Annotated in this window: 12 protein-coding genes and 3 pseudogenes; 2 read left to right on the top strand and 13 right to left on the bottom strand. The window is 72.2% G+C overall.

Going from position 1 to position 15,981, the window contains the following annotated elements:
* Nucleotides 1-204 (top strand): hypothetical protein (locus ACWJ6R_RS14170; protein WP_449062663.1); only part of this gene is annotated, 204 nt, incomplete at its 5' end.
* A 57-nt stretch (nucleotides 205-261) separates the two neighbouring features.
* Here ACWJ6R_RS14170 and ACWJ6R_RS14165 read toward each other — a convergent pair.
* From ACWJ6R_RS14165 to ACWJ6R_RS14105, 13 genes and pseudogenes are all read right to left on the bottom strand, one after another.
* A complete protein-coding gene (locus ACWJ6R_RS14165; protein ID WP_449062662.1) occupies nucleotides 262-2,310 on the bottom strand; it encodes a bifunctional aldolase/short-chain dehydrogenase in 2,049 nt (682 codons plus the stop codon).
* 62 nt (nucleotides 2,311-2,372) lie between these two features.
* Nucleotides 2,373-3,533 (bottom strand): L-rhamnose isomerase, encoded by a 1,161-nt coding sequence (gene rhaI, locus ACWJ6R_RS14160; protein WP_449062661.1) that lies wholly within the window; start codon nucleotides 3,531-3,533, stop codon nucleotides 2,373-2,375.
* Between the two features lie 10 nt (nucleotides 3,534-3,543).
* Nucleotides 3,544-3,860: pseudogene (locus ACWJ6R_RS14155) on the bottom strand (L-rhamnose mutarotase).
* Between the two features lie 135 nt (nucleotides 3,861-3,995).
* A pseudogene (locus ACWJ6R_RS14150) lies at nucleotides 3,996-5,376 on the bottom strand (exo-rhamnogalacturonan lyase family protein).
* A gap of 121 nt (nucleotides 5,377-5,497) precedes the next feature.
* Nucleotides 5,498-6,838: pseudogene (locus ACWJ6R_RS14145) on the bottom strand (exo-rhamnogalacturonan lyase family protein); the annotation flags it as partial.
* Nucleotides 6,835-7,710 carry a carbohydrate ABC transporter permease gene (locus tag ACWJ6R_RS14140; protein WP_449062660.1) on the bottom strand — a complete coding sequence of 292 codons (876 nt, stop codon included), beginning with the start codon at nucleotides 7,708-7,710 and terminating at the stop codon, nucleotides 6,835-6,837. The gene ACWJ6R_RS14140 and the pseudogene ACWJ6R_RS14145, both read right to left, overlap by 4 nt.
* A 12-nt stretch (nucleotides 7,711-7,722) precedes the next feature.
* Entirely contained in the window at nucleotides 7,723-8,694 is a 972-nt protein-coding gene (locus tag ACWJ6R_RS14135; RefSeq protein WP_449062659.1) for an ABC transporter permease, read from the bottom strand.
* A 128-nt stretch (nucleotides 8,695-8,822) separates the two neighbouring features.
* Nucleotides 8,823-10,373, bottom strand: coding sequence for an extracellular solute-binding protein (locus ACWJ6R_RS14130; protein ID WP_449062658.1), 1,551 nt, complete (start codon nucleotides 10,371-10,373; stop codon nucleotides 8,823-8,825).
* Nucleotides 10,370-10,993 (bottom strand): YesL family protein, encoded by a 624-nt coding sequence (locus ACWJ6R_RS14125; protein WP_449062657.1) that lies wholly within the window; start codon nucleotides 10,991-10,993, stop codon nucleotides 10,370-10,372. Before ACWJ6R_RS14125 ends, ACWJ6R_RS14130 begins: the two co-directional genes overlap by 4 nt.
* Nucleotides 10,994-11,132: 139 nt before the next feature.
* Nucleotides 11,133-11,762 carry a DUF1961 family protein gene (locus ACWJ6R_RS14120; protein WP_449062656.1) on the bottom strand — a complete coding sequence of 210 codons (630 nt, stop codon included), beginning with the start codon at nucleotides 11,760-11,762 and terminating at the stop codon, nucleotides 11,133-11,135.
* Nucleotides 11,763-11,791: 29 nt separating this feature from the next.
* Nucleotides 11,792-11,983, bottom strand: a complete 192-nt coding sequence (locus ACWJ6R_RS14115; RefSeq protein WP_449062664.1) for a hypothetical protein — start codon at nucleotides 11,981-11,983, stop codon at nucleotides 11,792-11,794.
* Complete coding sequence (locus tag ACWJ6R_RS14110; RefSeq protein ID WP_449062655.1) at nucleotides 11,893-13,839, bottom strand: beta-galactosidase; 1,947 nt, start codon at nucleotides 13,837-13,839, stop codon at nucleotides 11,893-11,895. The genes ACWJ6R_RS14115 and ACWJ6R_RS14110 overlap by 91 nt, the downstream gene beginning before the upstream one ends.
* A 314-nt stretch (nucleotides 13,840-14,153) precedes the next feature.
* On the bottom strand, nucleotides 14,154-15,206 hold the full coding sequence (locus ACWJ6R_RS14105) for a Gfo/Idh/MocA family protein (protein WP_449062654.1): 1,053 nt from the start codon (nucleotides 15,204-15,206) through the stop codon (nucleotides 14,154-14,156).
* A 139-nt stretch (nucleotides 15,207-15,345) separates the two neighbouring features.
* On the opposite strand from ACWJ6R_RS14105, the gene ACWJ6R_RS14100 reads away from it, so the two are divergent.
* A complete protein-coding gene (locus ACWJ6R_RS14100; protein ID WP_449062653.1) occupies nucleotides 15,346-15,897 on the top strand; it encodes a LacI family DNA-binding transcriptional regulator in 552 nt (183 codons plus the stop codon).
* Nucleotides 15,898-15,981 lie beyond the last annotated feature (84 nt).

The following is a 15,981-nucleotide window of genomic DNA, read 5'->3' as shown; positions in this document are numbered from 1 at the left end:
GCCCGGGGTCGCGCCGGAGGTGATGGACCTGCTGCGCCGGATGCGCGATCACACGCCGGCCAAGCGCCCTCCGCCGCCGAGGCCCTGGCCGATCTGCTGCGGGCCCGCGACGGGCTGGCCCCCGAGCCCCGCGTACGGCCGGAGCCCTCCCGGCCGGGCCGGTTCCGGGAGGCGCTCCGCCGCATCTCGGGCAGGAAGGACTGAGCGGGGCCCGGCCCCGGAGGGACCGGACGGGCTCGGCCCAGGAGGGACCGAGCGGGCTCAGCGCAGGAAGGCCGCCGCCACCCCCGAGTCGACCGGGACGTGCAGTCCCGTGGTGCGGCCCAGATCGCCGCCGGTCAGCGCGAAGACGGCCGCCGCGACGTGCTCGGGCAGGACCTCGCGCTTGAGCAGGGTGCGCTGGGCGTAGAACTCGCCCAGCCTCTCCTCCTCCACTCCGTAGACGGCGGCCCGGTTGGCGCCCCAGCCGGAGGCGAAGATGCCCGAGCCGCGCACCACCCCGTCGGGGTTGATCCCGTTGACCCGGATGCCGTGCCCGCCCAGCTCGGCGGCGAGCAGCCGCACCTGGTGGGCCTGGTCGGCCTTGGCCGCGCCGTACGCCAGGTTGTCCGGGCCGGCGAAGACGGCGTTCTTGGAGGAGATGTAGACGATGTCGCCGCCCATCGCCTGGTCGATCATCACCCGGGCGGTCTCCCGCGAGACCAGGAAGGAGCCGCGGGCCATCACGTCGTGCTGCAGGTCCCAGTCGGCGACCGTGGTCTCCAGCAGCGACCGCGACAGCGAGAGCCCGGCGTTGTTGACGACCAGGTCCACGCCGCCGAAGGCCAGGACGGCCTGCCGTACCGCGGCGGCGACCTGCTCTTCGGAGGTGACGTCCGTCTCCACCGCGACCGCGGCGTCGCCCGCCCGGTGGGCCTTCGCGCCGATCTCGGCGGCGACCTTCTCCGCGGCGGCCAGGTCGCGGTCGGCGACCACCACGCACGCGCCCTCGGCGGCCAGCCGGCGGGCGGTGGCCGCGCCGATGCCCGAGCCGCCGCCGGTGACCAGCGCCACCCGGGCGGCCAGCGGCCTGGGCGCGGGCATCCGGCGGAGCTTGGCCTCCTCCAGCTCCCAGTACTCGATGCGGAACTTCTCCGACTCCTCGATCGGCGCGTACGACGAGAGCGCCTCGGCGCCGCGCATCACGTTGATCGCGTTGACGTAGAACTCGCCGGCCACCCGGGCGGTCTGCTTGTCCTTGCCGAACGAGAACATGCCGACCCCGGGCACCAGCACGATCGCCGGGTCGGCGCCGCGCATCGGCGGGGACTCCGGCGTGGCGTACCGCTCGTAGTAGGCGGCGTAGTCCTCGCGGTAGGCGGCGTGCAGCTCGCGCAGGCGCGCGGCCGCCGCCTCCAGGGGCGCGTCGGCGGGCAGGTCGAGCACCAGCGGCCGGACCTTGGTGCGCAGGAAGTGGTCCGGGCAGGAGGTGCCCAGCGCGGCCAGCCGGGGGTGCTCGGCGCGGGCCAGGAAGTCCAGCACCTCGGGGGTGCCGGTGTAGTGGCCGACCTGCGGGGCGTCGGTCGAGGCCAGGCCGCGCACCAGCGGCAGCAGCGCGGCGGCGCGCTCGTGCCGGGCGGGCTCGGGCAGCGGCTCGCGGCCGGGCAGCACCGCGCCGAACGGGTCGGGGCGGCCGTGGGAGGCGATGTACGCCTCGGCGGTACGGATGATCTCCAGCGAGTTGGCCTCACAGGCGGCGGAGGTGTCCCCCCAGGCGGTGATGCCGTGGCCGCCCAGGACGCAGCCGATCGCCGCCGGGTTGGCGGCCTTGATCGCGGCGATGTCGAGGCCGAGCTGGAAGCCGGGCCGCCGCCAGGGCACCCAGAGCACCCGCTCGCCGAAGATCCGCCGGGTCAGCTCGGGGCCGTCGGCGGCGGTGGCGATCGCGATGCCCGCGTCGGGGTGCAGGTGGTCGACGTGGGCGGCGTCGACCAGGCCGTGCATCGCGGTGTCGATCGACGGGGCCGCGCCCCCCTTGCCGAAGGCGCAGTGGTCGAAGGCGGCGACCATCTCGTCCTCGCGCTCGACCCCCGGGTAGACCCCGGCCAGGGCGCGCAGCCGGTCCAGGCGCAGTACGGCCAGGCCTCCCTCGCTCAGCGTGCCCAGGTCGCCGCCGGAGCCCTTGACCCACATCAGCTCCGTCTCCGAGCCCGTGACCGGGTCGGCGGCGGTGCCCTTGGCGGAGGTGTTGCCGCCCGCGTAGTTGGTGTTGCGCGGGTCGGCGCCGAGCGCGTGCGAGCGCCGCAGCAGTTCTTCGACCGGTGACGTCATGGCAGTGTCCCCCAACGAGTCCTTCAACGAATCGTCCGTGTCCTCAAGGCCGTGTCCGCCGCTCACGCGCCCCAGCCGGCCTGCGTGCCGCCGACCCGCTCGGCGCAGACCTTCTCGAAGTAGCCCGACCGGGCATAGGCGGCCATCGGATCGGGCTCCAGGCCCGCCTCCGCGCGCAGCTCCGCCAGGAGCGGCCGCACATCGGTGTTGTAGGCGTCCATCAGCACCGCGTTGGCGCCCAGCACGTCCCCGGCCGCCTGGGCGGCGGCCAGCGCGCCGGTGTCCACCAGCAGCGCCTTGGCCGTGGCCTCCTGCACGTTCATCACCGAGCGGATCTGACCGGCGATCTTCGGCTCGATGTTGTGGCACTGGTCGAGCATGAACGCCACGCCCGACTCCGGGCCGTACCCGCCGCCGCGGACCACCTCGGACATGATCCGGAAGAGCTGGAACGGGTCGGCCGAGCCGACCATCAGGTCGTCGTCGGCGTAGAAGCGGGAGTTGAAGTCGAAGCCGCCGAGCTTGCCCTCGCGCAGCAGGAAGGCAACGATGAACTCGATGTTGGTGCCCGGCGCGTGGTGCCCGGTGTCCACGACGACCTGCGCCCTGTCCCCGAGCCGGACGCAGTGCGCGTAGGCGGTGCCCCAGTCGGGCACGTCGGTGGCGTAGAACGCCGGCTCGAACAGCTTGTACTCCAGCAGGAACCGCTGGCCCTCGCCGAGCCGGTCGTAGACCTCCGACAGGGCCTCGGCCAGCCGGTCCTGGCGGGCCCGCAGGTCGTCCTGGCCGGGGTAGTTGATCCCGTCGGAGAACCAGAGCTTGAGCGTGTCGGAGCCGGTGGCGTCCATGACGTCCACGCACGCCAGCAGGTGGTCGGTCGCCTTGCGCCGGATCCGCGGGTCGGGGTTGGTGACGCTGCCCAGCCGGTAGTCGTCGTCCTGGAACACGTTGGAGTTGATCGCGCCGATCCGCACGCCCAGGCCGGCGGCGTGCGCGGACAGCGCCGCGTAGTCGTCCACCTCGTCCCACGGGATGTGCAGCGCCACGCTGGGCGCGATCCCGGTGAAGGCGTGCACCTGGGCGGCGTCGGCCAGCTTCTCGAACGGGTCGCGCGGCACTCCGGGCTGGGCGAACACCTTGAAGCGGGTGCCGGAGTTGCCGTACGCCCAGGAGGGGGTCTCGATGGCCTGCGCCCGCAGCGCGGCCTTGATGTCGGTGGTCATGTCTTCCCGATCAGTCCAGGTGGAACACTTCGTCGAGCGGGCTCATGCCCTCGTCCGGGCGCCGTCGAGGGCTTCGAAGAACGGCGCCATCTCGGCCTGCCAGCGGGCGTTGACCTCGGTCGCGGCCATCGCCGCGCGGGCGGCCGCGAAGTCCTCGGTCTCCAGGTAGCCCACCAGCAGCCCGTCGGGGCGCAGGAACAGCGAGTAGTTGCGCCACCCCGCCCGCCGCAGGGCGTCGAGCATCTCCGGCCACACCTCCCGGTGCCGCTCTCGGTACTCCTCCAGCCGCTCGGGCCGGACCTTCAGCAGGAAGCAGACACGCTGCACGCGGGCTCCAGTTTCTCAAAACGTTTTAAGAGCTTCCAGGAAGGTACGGCGTGCGCACCAGCCTGTCAATGCGGGAAAATCGGAAATACAGCATGAACATCCCTGTAATCGGACAGCAACTTGGGATGACACGTTTTAAGCAGCAGAGATCGCGAAGACCGCCGACGGGACCGGGCGGCCCGGACCGCACCCGACCGCCGCACCCCGCCTCGACGGTCTCCTACGGCGTCCGGCGGGTGGTCCTCCGCATCCGGGCGCTCCGGGTGCGGTGGAGGCGGGGAGGGCCCGCGGATCCCCGGGCGGAGCCCCGGGCAGGTGCTCGGGGACGAGCGCCAGGTTCTGGATCGCCGCCAGGCCGTACTGGGCGGCGTCGTTGGTGGAGATGAAGGGCGCCTCGGTGACCGGCATGAGCACGGCCGGGCCGCGGACCTCGGTCAGCCGCCAGTCGCGCTCGCGCTGCAGCGGGTTGACGTTGAGCCGGTCGCCCTCGTCGCGGAAGAACGCGCGCCAGGCGAGCCGGGCGAGTTCCGCGTCACCGGTGCGGGCCGCCGCGTAGGCGGCGAGCCTGCTGTGCGCCTGGATGAGCGAGACGCCCTCCAGCGCCCGGCCCACCTCGGCGGCCTGCCGCTCGGCCCCGGCGAGGTAGAGCCGGCAGTAGTCCAGCCAGGCCTCCTCGAAGCCGGGCACGCCCAGGTCCAGGTCGATCAGCTCGGCGCAGACCTCCGGCAGCCCGAACACCGCCGACAGGTGGGAGACCTCCACGGCCTCCCGGGTGGTGTCGAACCGCCCGGTCGCCAGGTCCAGGCGGGCCTCCCCGGTGAGGAAGCCGTACCGCAGCGCCGCGATGCCCGCCATCGTGCCCAGCAGCCGGTCGCGGGCCCGCTCGTCGCCGTGCCGCTCCCAGCGGGTCAGCCAGGCGGCGGCCAGCGCCCCCCCAGTCCACGCCGAGCCCCACCGCCAGCGCGGCGGGGTCGGGGGTGTAGACGTCCCGGCGGACCTTGCGCAGCGGGTCGACGGCCAGGAACGTCTCCTCGGGCGCGGCGAGCTCGTCGAGCAGGTCCCCGGTGCGCTCGTCGGCGGTCAGGTAGTGGAGGAAGCGCCGGTAGACGGCGCTGGAGACGCGCAGCTGCTTGCAGCTGCACCCCCAGTGCTGCACGTTGTGCCGGGACCCCAGCCCCTTCCACCAGCCCAGGTGGTACACGTCCACCTCGCCGGTGTGCCGGGTCATCGCCTCGGCGAACCGGAAGACGTCGGAGCGCCCGGTGCGCAGGTACTGGTACCACAGCCACAGGTCCGGCGAGAGCTCGGAGTTGTCCCAGGCGTAGCCGCCCACGTCGTAGCGCCAGGTGTGCCGGTCCGGATCGTAGGCGTGCATGACGTCGCCGTAGTCCCAGAACCCGTACCACCGGCGCTCCTCGCGCTGGCGCACGTAGAAGTCGAACAGGAAGTCCAGCCGGTCCTCGATCGCCGCGACGGCCGGATCCGACCGGTCCGGCGGCGACCAGACGCCGAACACACCCGCCGCGCGCAGCCGCTCGGGCGCGGCGGTGAGCAGGCCGGGGGGCCTCCAGCAGCGCGGCGTGCTCGGCCAGCTCCGCGGCCGGCGGGGTGGCCGGATGGACCCGCAGGGTCAGCTCGTGGGTGCGGGCGACGCCGTGCGGGTCGCCGAAGCCCGGCTCGTGGTCCTCGTAGGTGATCTCCAGTCCCTCGAGCTGCTCGGCGTGGGTGTCCTGGCCCATCCCGTCGTGCCAGAAGCGCAGGTCCATCGGGGGCGCACCGGGCGACCAGAGCCAGACGGTCGCGGTGGCCGTCTCCGTGGCGGCGCCGCGCACGTCCAGCCGGGTGGGGTGCAGCCGCCAGAAGTCGCGCAGGCCGAAGCCCAGGCCGCCGCTCACGCCGCCGACGTAGCCGTACCCCTTCGACCTGGTGCCCGCCGGGACGGTGACCCAGGCGTGGCCGGGCGCGGTGCGCTTGCGCAGGGTGAAGCCGTCGGCGCTGTGCTGCTCCAGGGTGTGGTCGTTCCAGAGCGGGATCAGGTGCAGCCGGCCGGCCACCTCCGGGTTCCCGATCTCACCGACCGGCCGGCCCTCGGTCTGCGCCCGCCGTACGGCCTCGCCCGGGTCGCGGCGCAGGCCGGTCAGGCCCCGGACGGCCTCGGTGAGGAAGCCCTCCGCCCCGGCCAGCCGGACGTGCCGGTCGTGCGGGGCGTCGCGCATGGCCACCTCGGCGCGCAGGCCCAGCCCGGCCAGGAAGTCGGCGGAGGCGTCGCCGTCCCAGACGAAGCTGTGCACGACGCGCACGTCCGCCGCCCCGGCGTAGAAGTACAGCCGCACGGTGAAGGGCAGCCAGGACCTCCCGCCCTCCTCGACGTGCCGGCCCTCCAGCCGCACCACCGCGCGCACCGGGCCGTCCTGCTCGACGGCGACCGCCGAGACGACGCCGGCGGCGGGTACGCGGACGCGCGAGCCGTCCTCGTCGGCGGTGTCCTGGCGGAGGCTGACCAGGCGCACGCCGCGCACGATCTCGGTGCCGCCGTGCGCGACGGACGCGATCAGGTCCGTCCCGCCCGCCCCGGGCAGCGTCCAGGCGACCGGTCCGGTGGCGATCCGCAGCCCGCCGCCGTCGCGGGCGACGGTCACCGGTTCGCCCGGCGCGGCGGGCTCGGCGCCGGGGACCAGCTCGTAGGAGCCGGCGGGTACGGCCTGCGGTCCGATGGCGTGGGCCGACCACTTGACCGAGCCGTCGGGCCAGGTCGCGGTGGTCCAGCTCTGCACGGGGGTGCCGTCGGCGAGCGCGAAGGGGACGCCGGGCCGCACCGCGCCGCGCGGCCAGGGCACGCCCCAGGTCACGCCCTGCCGGCAGGGCCGCTCCAGCCAGCGCAGCACCGTCGCACCCCCGGCCGCCTCCGTGGCCTCTACTTCCGCTACCGCGGCCGCCGCCCCGCCGGACACCGGCTCCTCCGTCCGTCCCGCCGTCATTCCTTCACCGACCCGATCAGCACGCCCTTGGCGAAGTGCTTCTGCAGGAAGGGGTAGAAGAACAGGATCGGGAGCGTCGCGATGACGACGACCGCGAACTTCAATCCCTCGGCAGGGAAGAAGACCGAGTCCAGCTGGGCGAGCGCGTTCTCGGCGTCGGCGCTGGTGAACTGCCGGACCAGCACCTGGAGCGTCCACTTGCTGGAGTCGTCGATGTACAGCAGCGGCGACATGTAGTCGTTCCAGATGCCCACCGCGTAGAACAGCGAGAACGTCGCGATGACCGGCTTGGAGAGCGGGAGGACGATCTTGAAGAAGACGCCCATCTCGCTGCAGCCGTCGATGCGCGCCGCCTCCTCCAGGGCCTGCGGCAGCTCCTGGAAGAAGCTCTTGACGATGATCAGGTAGAACGGGTTGATCGCCAGCGGGAGGATCAGCGCCCAGTAGCTGTCGAGCAGCCCCAGGTCGCGGACGACCAGGTAGGTGGGGATCATGCCGCCGCCGAAGACGATCGTGAAGATGACCAGGTTCAGCACCAGCGTGCGGCCCGGCAGGTACCGCTTGGCCAGCGGATAGGCCATGGTGAGCGTCAGCATGAGCTGGACCGCCGTGCCGACCGCCGTCACGCAGATCGTGGTGATCAGGGCGCGGACGAAGGTGTCGGTGCCGAAGATGTAGGCGTAGGTGTCGGTGACGAACTTCTCCGGCCAGAGGAAGAACGGCCGGGTGGCGATCTCCGACTCGGTGGCGAACGATCCGGCCAGGACGTACAGCAGCGGCAGGATCATGATCAGGGCCAGGCCCGTGAGCAGCAGGATGTTGAGCGCGTCGAACACCCGGCTGCCGAACGACTTGTAGTGGTTGACGGACATCGCCGGCGCTCCCTAGAACAGTCCGCGCTGGCCCAGGCGCTTGGCCAGCCAGTTGGAGCCGAAGATCAGCACGGCGCCGGCCACGCCCTTGAACAGGCCGACGGCGGTGGAGTAGCTGAAGGCGCCCTGGGTGATGCCGATGTAGTAGACGTAGGTGTCGAACACGTCGGCGACCGAGCGGTTCAGCGAGTTGGTCATCAGCCAGATCTGCTCGAAGCTGGCGTCGAGCAGGTTGCCCGAGGTGAGGATGGCCATGACCACGATCGTGGGGCGGATGGTCGGCAGCGTGATGTGCCAGAACTGCCGCCAGCGTCCCGCGCCGTCCATGCGGGCCGCCTCGTAGAGGTTCGGGTCCACCCCGGCCAGCGCGGCCAGGTAGATGATCGTGCCCCAGCCGGTCGCCTTCCACAGCGTCTGCACGATGATGATCGGCCGGAACCAGTCCGGCTGCGCCACGTAGTCGACCTTGGAACCGCCGACCAGGTCGTGCACGAACTGGGCGATCACTCCGAAGTCCACCGCGAGCAGCAGGTACGTCAGGGACGCGACGATCGCCCAGGACAGGAAGTGCGGGATGTAGATGAGCGACTGGATCGAGCGCTTGAGCACGTTGACCCGGAGCTCGTTGAGCATCAGCGCGACGATGATCGGGGCGGGGAAGACGAAGAGCACCGTCAGCACCGCCAGGAAGAGCGTGTTGAACATCAGGCGGCCGAAGTCGGGCCCGGTGAACAGCGCCTCGAAGTGCTTGAAGCCGACCCACTCGCTGCCGGAGTAGCCGAGGAAGGGCACGAAGTCCTGGAACGCGATCGTCAGGCCGTACATCGGCAGGTACTTGAAGACCGCGAAGTAGACCAGGCCCGGGACGAGCATCAGGTACAGCCAGCGGTAGCGCGGCAGTGCCGTGCGGAGCGGCACCTTGCCGGAACCGCGCCCCGGCTCGGGGGCCGCCTCCACGGGAGGCTTCGCCAGGTCGGTGGCCAAAGCGGCCTCCTTTCTCTCAGGTGGGGCCCGGCGGTCGCGCCGGGCCCCCTGCGGATCGGCTCGGAATCGGCCCAGAATCGGCTCGGAATCGGCTCGGGCCGGCCCAGAACGGCTCGGGCCGGCCCGGCTCAGTTGCCGCCGAGCTTGGCGTGCAGGTCGTTGATCTCCGTGACGACCTGGTCGCCGCCGCTCTCGTGCCAGCGCTTGACCTCGGCCCGCAGCTGCTCCTCGGTGATCTCGCCGGCCAGGAACTTCACCCGGGCGTCGGAGACGATCGGGTCGAGGACCGCGCCCTTGCTGACGTAGGCGGGCGAGACGATCGGCAGGGCCGGGTTGTGCACGGCCGTCTGCAGGTCGAGCTCCACCAGCTCCTTGCGGATCCTGAGGTTCTCCCGCTCGGCCTCGTTGGTCGGCATCTGCTCGTAGACGCCCATGCCGATGGTGGCCCAGGTGCCGAGCTGGATGAAGGCGAAGTCGACGTCGTTGTTGATGGTCTTGACGGCCGGGTCGGTGTCGTTGATCGGCACGTCGAAGCCGTTCTCCAGCTTGAAGTTGCGCCCCTCGATGCCGTTGGCCAGCAGGGTCTGGCCCTCCTTGGTGGCCAGCCGGTCCAGGGCCTTCAGCACGTCGTCGAGCTCGGCCTCGGTGCGCACGCTCTGCTTGGAGATGGCCAGGAAGCCGTTGTAGCCGTCGAAGGGCTGGGAGAACTTCTGGCCGTCGGAGCGCTTGAGGTTGCCGCCCATGGCCAGCTTGTCACCGTAGTTCTCCGGGTCCTGCTCCTTGAGCAGGCCGTACATCTGGGAGGCCCGGACGTTGACGTCGATGATGATGCCGCCCTTGCCCTGGTAGAACGGGTCGTTCCACTTGCCCGAGTCGAGGGTGGCGAAGTCAGGGTTGACCAGGCCCTCGTCGACCATCTTCTTCAGCCACCGGTTGGCGGTGTAGAACTCCTCGGTGTCGAAGGCCGGCGTGAGCTTCCCGCCGCGGTCGCCGTAGCAGTTCGGGGCGCCGAACCAGGTCTCGATCACGTTGTACGGACTGGAGCTGCAGAAGACCGGGGTGGGCCACTTGGGGATGATCAGGCCGTAGGTGTCCTTCTTGCCGTTGCCGTCCGGGTCCTTCTCGGTGAAGGCCTTGGCGACCTCGTAGAGCTCGTCGACGGTCTCGGGCACCTTCAGGTCGAGCTTGTCCAGCCAGTCCTTGCGGTAGAGCACGGCCGAGCGGAGCAGCGGGCGGACCCGGTAGATGCCGAAGACCTTGCCGTTGATCGAGGCGTTGAGCTCGGACTGCTCGGACTTGGCCTTCAGGTTCGGGTACTTGTCCAGCTTGTCGGTGAGCTCCCAGAACGCCCCGGCCTGTGCGGCCTGCACGAACGCGGCGGTCTTGCTCTGCACGACCATGACCTGGGGGATCTTGTCGGAGGCGAGCACGACGTTGGTCTTGTCGCCGTACTCGGCGTTCGGCACCCAGCTGATCTTGAGCTTCTTGCCGACGACCTTCTCGACCGCCTGGTGCACCTCGCCCTTGGGGTCGGGGGCGGTGCCGAACAGCGGGACCATCATGGTCAGCTCGTCGCTCGCGGCCCGCTGTCCCGCGTCGTCACTGCCGCAGGCGGCGGCGAGGAGGGCCGTGGTGAGTGCGACCGTTCCGGCGAGGAGCCGGCGGGGGGTGGTTTTCATCGGTTGCCTTTCGGGTGCAGGTACGCCTCGTTCTCTTCGAAGAAGCGCAGGCAGAGCCAGGTGTTCAGCTGAATCCAGGCGCCGGCGCCGAGCACGAGGGCCAGGATCGGGAGGGTCGCGGCCGCGAACACCACCGCCGAGAGGGTGAACAGCAGCAGGATCGAGGACGCGGGACGGGCGAGCACCAGCCGCGACGCCCTGGGCAGGCAGGCGAGCGGCGGCAGGTCGTAGTGGACGTACATCGGCAGCAGGTAAGCGGTGACGGCGGCCAGCGCGACCAGCGCGGCCAGGGTCGCCGCCCGGGCCGGCTCCGCCCCCGGCCCGAGGGCCGAGAAGTACAGGTGGTTGCCGGCCAGGACGCCGGCCACCGCGATCGGCGGGAGCACCAGCAGCGAGCCGCGGAGGAACTCCCGGCGGTAGACGGCCGCGAACTCCCGCCACAGCGGGAACGACTCGTACCTGGCGTGCCGCCGGGCCAGCGTGTAGGCCGCGACGGTCGCCGGGCCGACCCCCAGGACCACTCCGCCGGCGAGCGTGAAGGCGATCCAGGCAAGGTTGAGCCTGGCCGCCCAGAGCAGCTCGTCACAGGCCGCGTAGAGCCTGATCGACCAGGCGGTCATCGTGCACCGCCGGACGTGTCGCGCGGAGTGAGGTGTCGCACCGGATTTCCCGTTCTGTTAAAGAAAGGATTCTTTTCTTAGCAAAAAGAGAACAATCGTGACGAGAAGTGTGAAAAGTAGTGCTGTCTTTACCGGGATGTCAATGAGGCGAGACCCGCAGATTCGCGTACTCCCCGATCATCGGGGCCATCTGCCGGAAGCCGATCTTCCCCCCGCGCAGCGGGTCCTCGTCCCGCCAGCGAAACGAGACCACCTCGCCGATCGCGAAGGTGATCTCCCCTCGGTGCACGGTCAGGCGCATGGGATAGGGGCCCTGGGCGTCCAGCACCGCGGGGAGCGGGTCGGCGCCCTGCGCGACGAGGTGGAAGCCGTGGCTCTTGCGCAGGTTGCAGGTGTGCAGTCTGCGCTCGGAAGGCCACATGCGGCGGAAATAGGACACGTGGTAGGCGTCCAGGTCGCCGTGGTGGTACTGCTCGTAGGGGCCGGTCCGCGGCGCGAGGTCGAACAGGTCCTCGCCCCGCCTGCCCCTGGCGTGGAAGAACAGGATGCACAGGCCCGGCTCGTGGACGGGCCAGAAGTCCCATTCGACGGTGACGTCCGTGGGGAAGTCCTCGGGGCACCACAGGACGATGTTGGCGTCCTGGCCGTCCTGTGCGGGGCGGAGGCTCTCCAGCCGCATCCTGCCCCGGGGGAACGTGATCGCGCCCTCCCCTTCCAGGCGGAACCCGTCGAGGTCCGCGGGCGAGGCGAGGGGGTTGCGGTACGGCATGCGTCGTCTCTCCTGTCTGCACTCGTCCGTCACGGCCGCGCCCGGGGTCGAGGCCGTCCACCCCGCGCGACACCGCCGTGCCCCTGGCCCGCTCGCTCGCGGACCACGCCGACGCCGCCGGCGGGGACCGTCAGCGCGCCGTCCACCGGCTCACCTCCCGGAAGGGCGGTGCCCGTGGCCGCGACAACCGCCTCGGCGCCGGTGTGGTTGACCGCGAACAGGTAGCGGCGGCCGTCGGGGTGCGAGCGCCGGACGACCTCGACCCCGGGCGGGGCCGCCGCGACCGGCTCCGCCCCCGCCCTCGGCCAGGGCCGCGGCCAGCACGGCCGCCAAAGGCGGCGTCGTCGAGCCGGGTGGTCAGGTAGTGGGCCGCCCCCGCGCCCCACGCGTTGCGCGTCCAGGCCGGCGAGCCGGCCAGCGGCCCGTCCGCGTAGGCGTCGAGCGTCTCGGCGGTCGTGGCGCGGGCCGCCTCGCTCCAGATCCGGCCGGTCCCGCCGCCGGTCAGCCGGATCGGGCGGTCCGGCGGGAGCGGGAAGAACTCCTCGGTCGTCACACCGAGCAGCTCCCGCCACGCCCCCGGGTAGCCGCCGAGCCGGACCCGGTCGCACTCGTCGACGATCCCGCTGTACGGTCCCACGACCACGGTCCCGCCCCGCCGCGCGAACTCCGCCACGTTCGCCGCCCCGGTGTCGCTCACCAGGTAGAGCGCGGGGACCAGCACCAGGCGGTAGCCGGACAGGTCGGCCTCGGGGCGGGCCAGGTCGCAGGTGACCCCGGCCCGCCAGAGCGCCGCGTGCCAGCGCTTGGCCTCCTCGACCGGGTCCAGGTCGGCGGTGGGCTGGGCGGGGTGGTCCTGGGCCCAGACGCTGGCGTGGTCGAGCAGGATCGCCGCCTCGGCGCGGACCGTGCTCCCGGCCACCTCCGCCAGGGCGGCCAGCTCGGCGCCGAGCGCGGCCGTCTCCCGCCAGATCTTGGTCTCGGTGCCCGCGTGCGGCAGCATCGCCGAGTGCCACTTCTCGGCCCCGGCCCGCGAGGCCCGCCACTGGAAGAACATGATCGCGTCGGCGCCCCTGGCCAGGTGGGCCAGGGAGTTGCGGCGCAGCTCGCCGGGGGTCTTGGCCAGGTTGCGGCCCTGCCAGTTGACCGCGCTGGTGGAGTGCTCCATCAGCAGCCACGGGCGGCCCCCGCCCAGGGAACGGGCGAGGTCCGCGGCGAAGGCCAGGTCGATGTGCGGGTCGGCGCGCTCGCCGACCAGGTAGTGGTCGGTGGCGACCACGTCCAGCTCGGCGGCGAAGTCCCAGCAGTCCATCTCCCAGTGCACGCCGGCCATCAGGTTGGTGGTCGCGGGCACCCGGGGGGTGATCTTCCTGAGCAGGTCGCGCTCGGCGGTGTAGAGCCCGACCAGGGTGTCGGAGCTGAACCGGCGGAAGTCGAGCTGCTGTCCGGGGTTGGTGAAGCTCGGGGTGGCGCGGGGCGTCAGGATCTGGTCCCAGTCCCCGTAGCGCTGGGACCAGAACGCCGTCCCCCAGGCGTCGTTGAGCGCCTCCAGCGTGCCGTACCGCTCGCGCAGCCAGCCGCGGAACGCCTCGGCGGAGACGTCGCAGTGGCAGCGGGCGTTGTGGCAGCCGTACTCGTTGTGCACGTGCCACAGGGCCAGCGCCGGGTGGTCGGCGTAGCGCAGGGCGAGCCGCTCGGCGATCTCCAGAGCCTTGGCCCGGTAGACCGGCGAGCTGGGGCAGAAGCCCTGGCGGCTCCCGTGGCTCAACCGGCGCCCGTCGGCGTCCACCGGCAGGGCCCCGGGGTAGGCGCGGCCGAACCACGGCGGCGGGGCGGCGGTCGGGGTGGCCAGGCAGGCCTCGATGCCGGCGCCGGCCAGCAGGTCCAGGACCCGGTCGAACCAGCCGAACTCGAAGACGCCCTCGGCGGGCTCCAGCATCGACCAGGCGAAGATCCCGACGCTCACCCGGGTGACCCCGGCCTCGCGCATCAGCGCGACGTCCTGCGCCCAGGTCTCCTCGGGCCACTGCTCGGGGTTCCAGTCCCCGCCGTAGGCGATCCCGCCGCGCACGCCGCCCACCGCCCTTCACATCCGCCGTCGCATGGGTGCCACCGCTCACACGGACGCGTCACGTCCGCTTAACCGGGGATTAAAACGTTCCTCTACTTGGCGCACAAGACCCCTTTCTCGGCGCCCCCTCCGCCGTCGCGATGGCGGGGGCATGCGGCGGGACCACCAAGGAAAGCGTTTTCCCAGGCAGGGGCGGTGATCCCCGGCTCCGTCGCCGGTTCCGGCCCCCGCCCGGGTTACCCGAACGTTACAGATCCCGGGACACCGGGGACCCCCGTCCGGCGCTCCGCGGGGAAGAACGTTTCAATCCCGGGGCCCGGCGCTCACAGCCCCAGACCGCCGTCGAGCCGGCGGTAGAAGGGGCTGTCCGGAGTGATCTCCCCCCGGCGCACGGGGCGGCCGGTCAGCGCCGAGGCGTACAGGGCGGCGACGAACTCCATCGCCCGCCGGCCGTCGGCCCCGCTCGCCGGCGGGCGCTCCCCGCGCGCGAAGGCGTCGAGCACCGTGCCGAGCTGCGCCTCGTGCCCGCTCGGCACGTCCCGGGGCGGGGCCCACAGCGGCGAGGTCGACGTCCAGTGCTCGTTGCGGTAGCCGTACAGGTGGCGCAGCTCGACCGTGCCGCCGGTGAAGTCGAAGCGCAGGTGGCTCTCCTGCCGGGGGGAGAGCACGCTGGTGACCACGCTCGCCATCGCGCCGCTTTCGAACCGCACCGCCGCCATCGAGACGTCCTCGGTCTCGATGGGCCGGTCCAGCCGCCCGGCCATCGCGCGGATCTCCGCCCAGTCGCCGAAGACCGAGAGCATCAGGTCCATCTGGTGGATGCCGTGCAGCACGGTCGTGCCGCCGCCCTCGGTCTCCCACCGGCCGCGGTACGGCACGGCGTAGTAGTCCTCGCCGCGGTGCCAGACGGTGGTGCACAGGCCCACCAGCGGGCGGCCGAGCGCCCCGGCCGCGGTCAGCTCGCGCAGGTGCTCGGCCCCGGAGCCGAAGCGCTGCTGGTAGACGACCGTCAGGTAGGGGCCGCCCGCCTCCTCGGGGCCCTCGGCCGCCTGGATCCGGTCGTACTCGGCCAGCGAGCGGCACAGCGGCTTCTCGCACCACACCCAGGCCCCGGCCTCCAGGCACTCGACCGCCTGGTCGGCGTGCAGGTGCGGCGGGGTGCAGACGAGCACCAGGTCGGGCCGCTCGGCCGCCAGCATCGCGGCCAGGCCGGTGTGGGCGGCCGGGATGCCGTGCTCGGCGGCGAACGCCCGCGCCCTGGCCCCGTCGACGTCCACCACCGCCACCGGCTCGACGCGGTCCCGGTGGGCGCGGAGGGCGGGCATGTGCCCGTGCGCGGCGACGGCGCCCGCGCCCACGATGGCGGCTCGGATCATGAGATGACCTCGCATGTATAACGTTTTACTGACAGGCCGGGACGCTAGGACGGTTTTTCGCACGGTGTCAACGCCCATCGCGCACTCCACGGGGCCCGCAACTGGCGTCCAGGGCGTTGGTACGTTTTAATCAAGGGCCATGACCACGGTCAGCATCAAGGAGGTCGCCGCTCGCGCGGGCGTCTCCCCCGGCACGGTGTCCAATGTGCTCAACCGGCCCGCCAAGGTCGCCGCCGCCACCCGGGAACGGGTCGAGGAGGCGATCCGCGAGCTCGGCTTCGTCCGCCACGGCTCGGCCTCCACGCTGCGCGCCGGCCACAGCAGGACCCTCGGCCTGAGCGTCATCGACATCGGCAACCCCTTCTTCACCGACGTGGCGGCCGGGATAGAGGACGCGGCGAGCGAGCGCGGCTACGCGGTGATCCTCGGCAACTCCGCCGGGTCGCGCGCCAAGGAGGAGCGCAACCTGCGGGTGCTCGCCGAGCAGCGGGTCCGGGGGGTGCTGATCATCCCACGGACGAGGACCTCAGCCGGCTGGACCGGCTGCGCGAGCACGGGATCAGCGTCGTCCTGGTCGACCACCCGGCGCACCGGCCCGACCAGTGCGCGGTGGCCGTCGACGACGTGGCGGGCGGCCGGACCGCGGTGGCGCACCTGCTGGCGCGCGGCGCCGGCAGCGTCGCCTACGTGACCGGTCCGCTGACGATCCGCCAGTGCCTGGAGCGGCGGCAGGGCGCGCTGGCCGCGCTGGCGGCCGCGGGCTGGGCCGGACGGC

This window comes from Planomonospora algeriensis (assembly GCF_977012225.1).
Note: the sequence above shows the minus strand (reverse complement) of the source record. Positions and strands in the feature narration are given on the sequence as shown.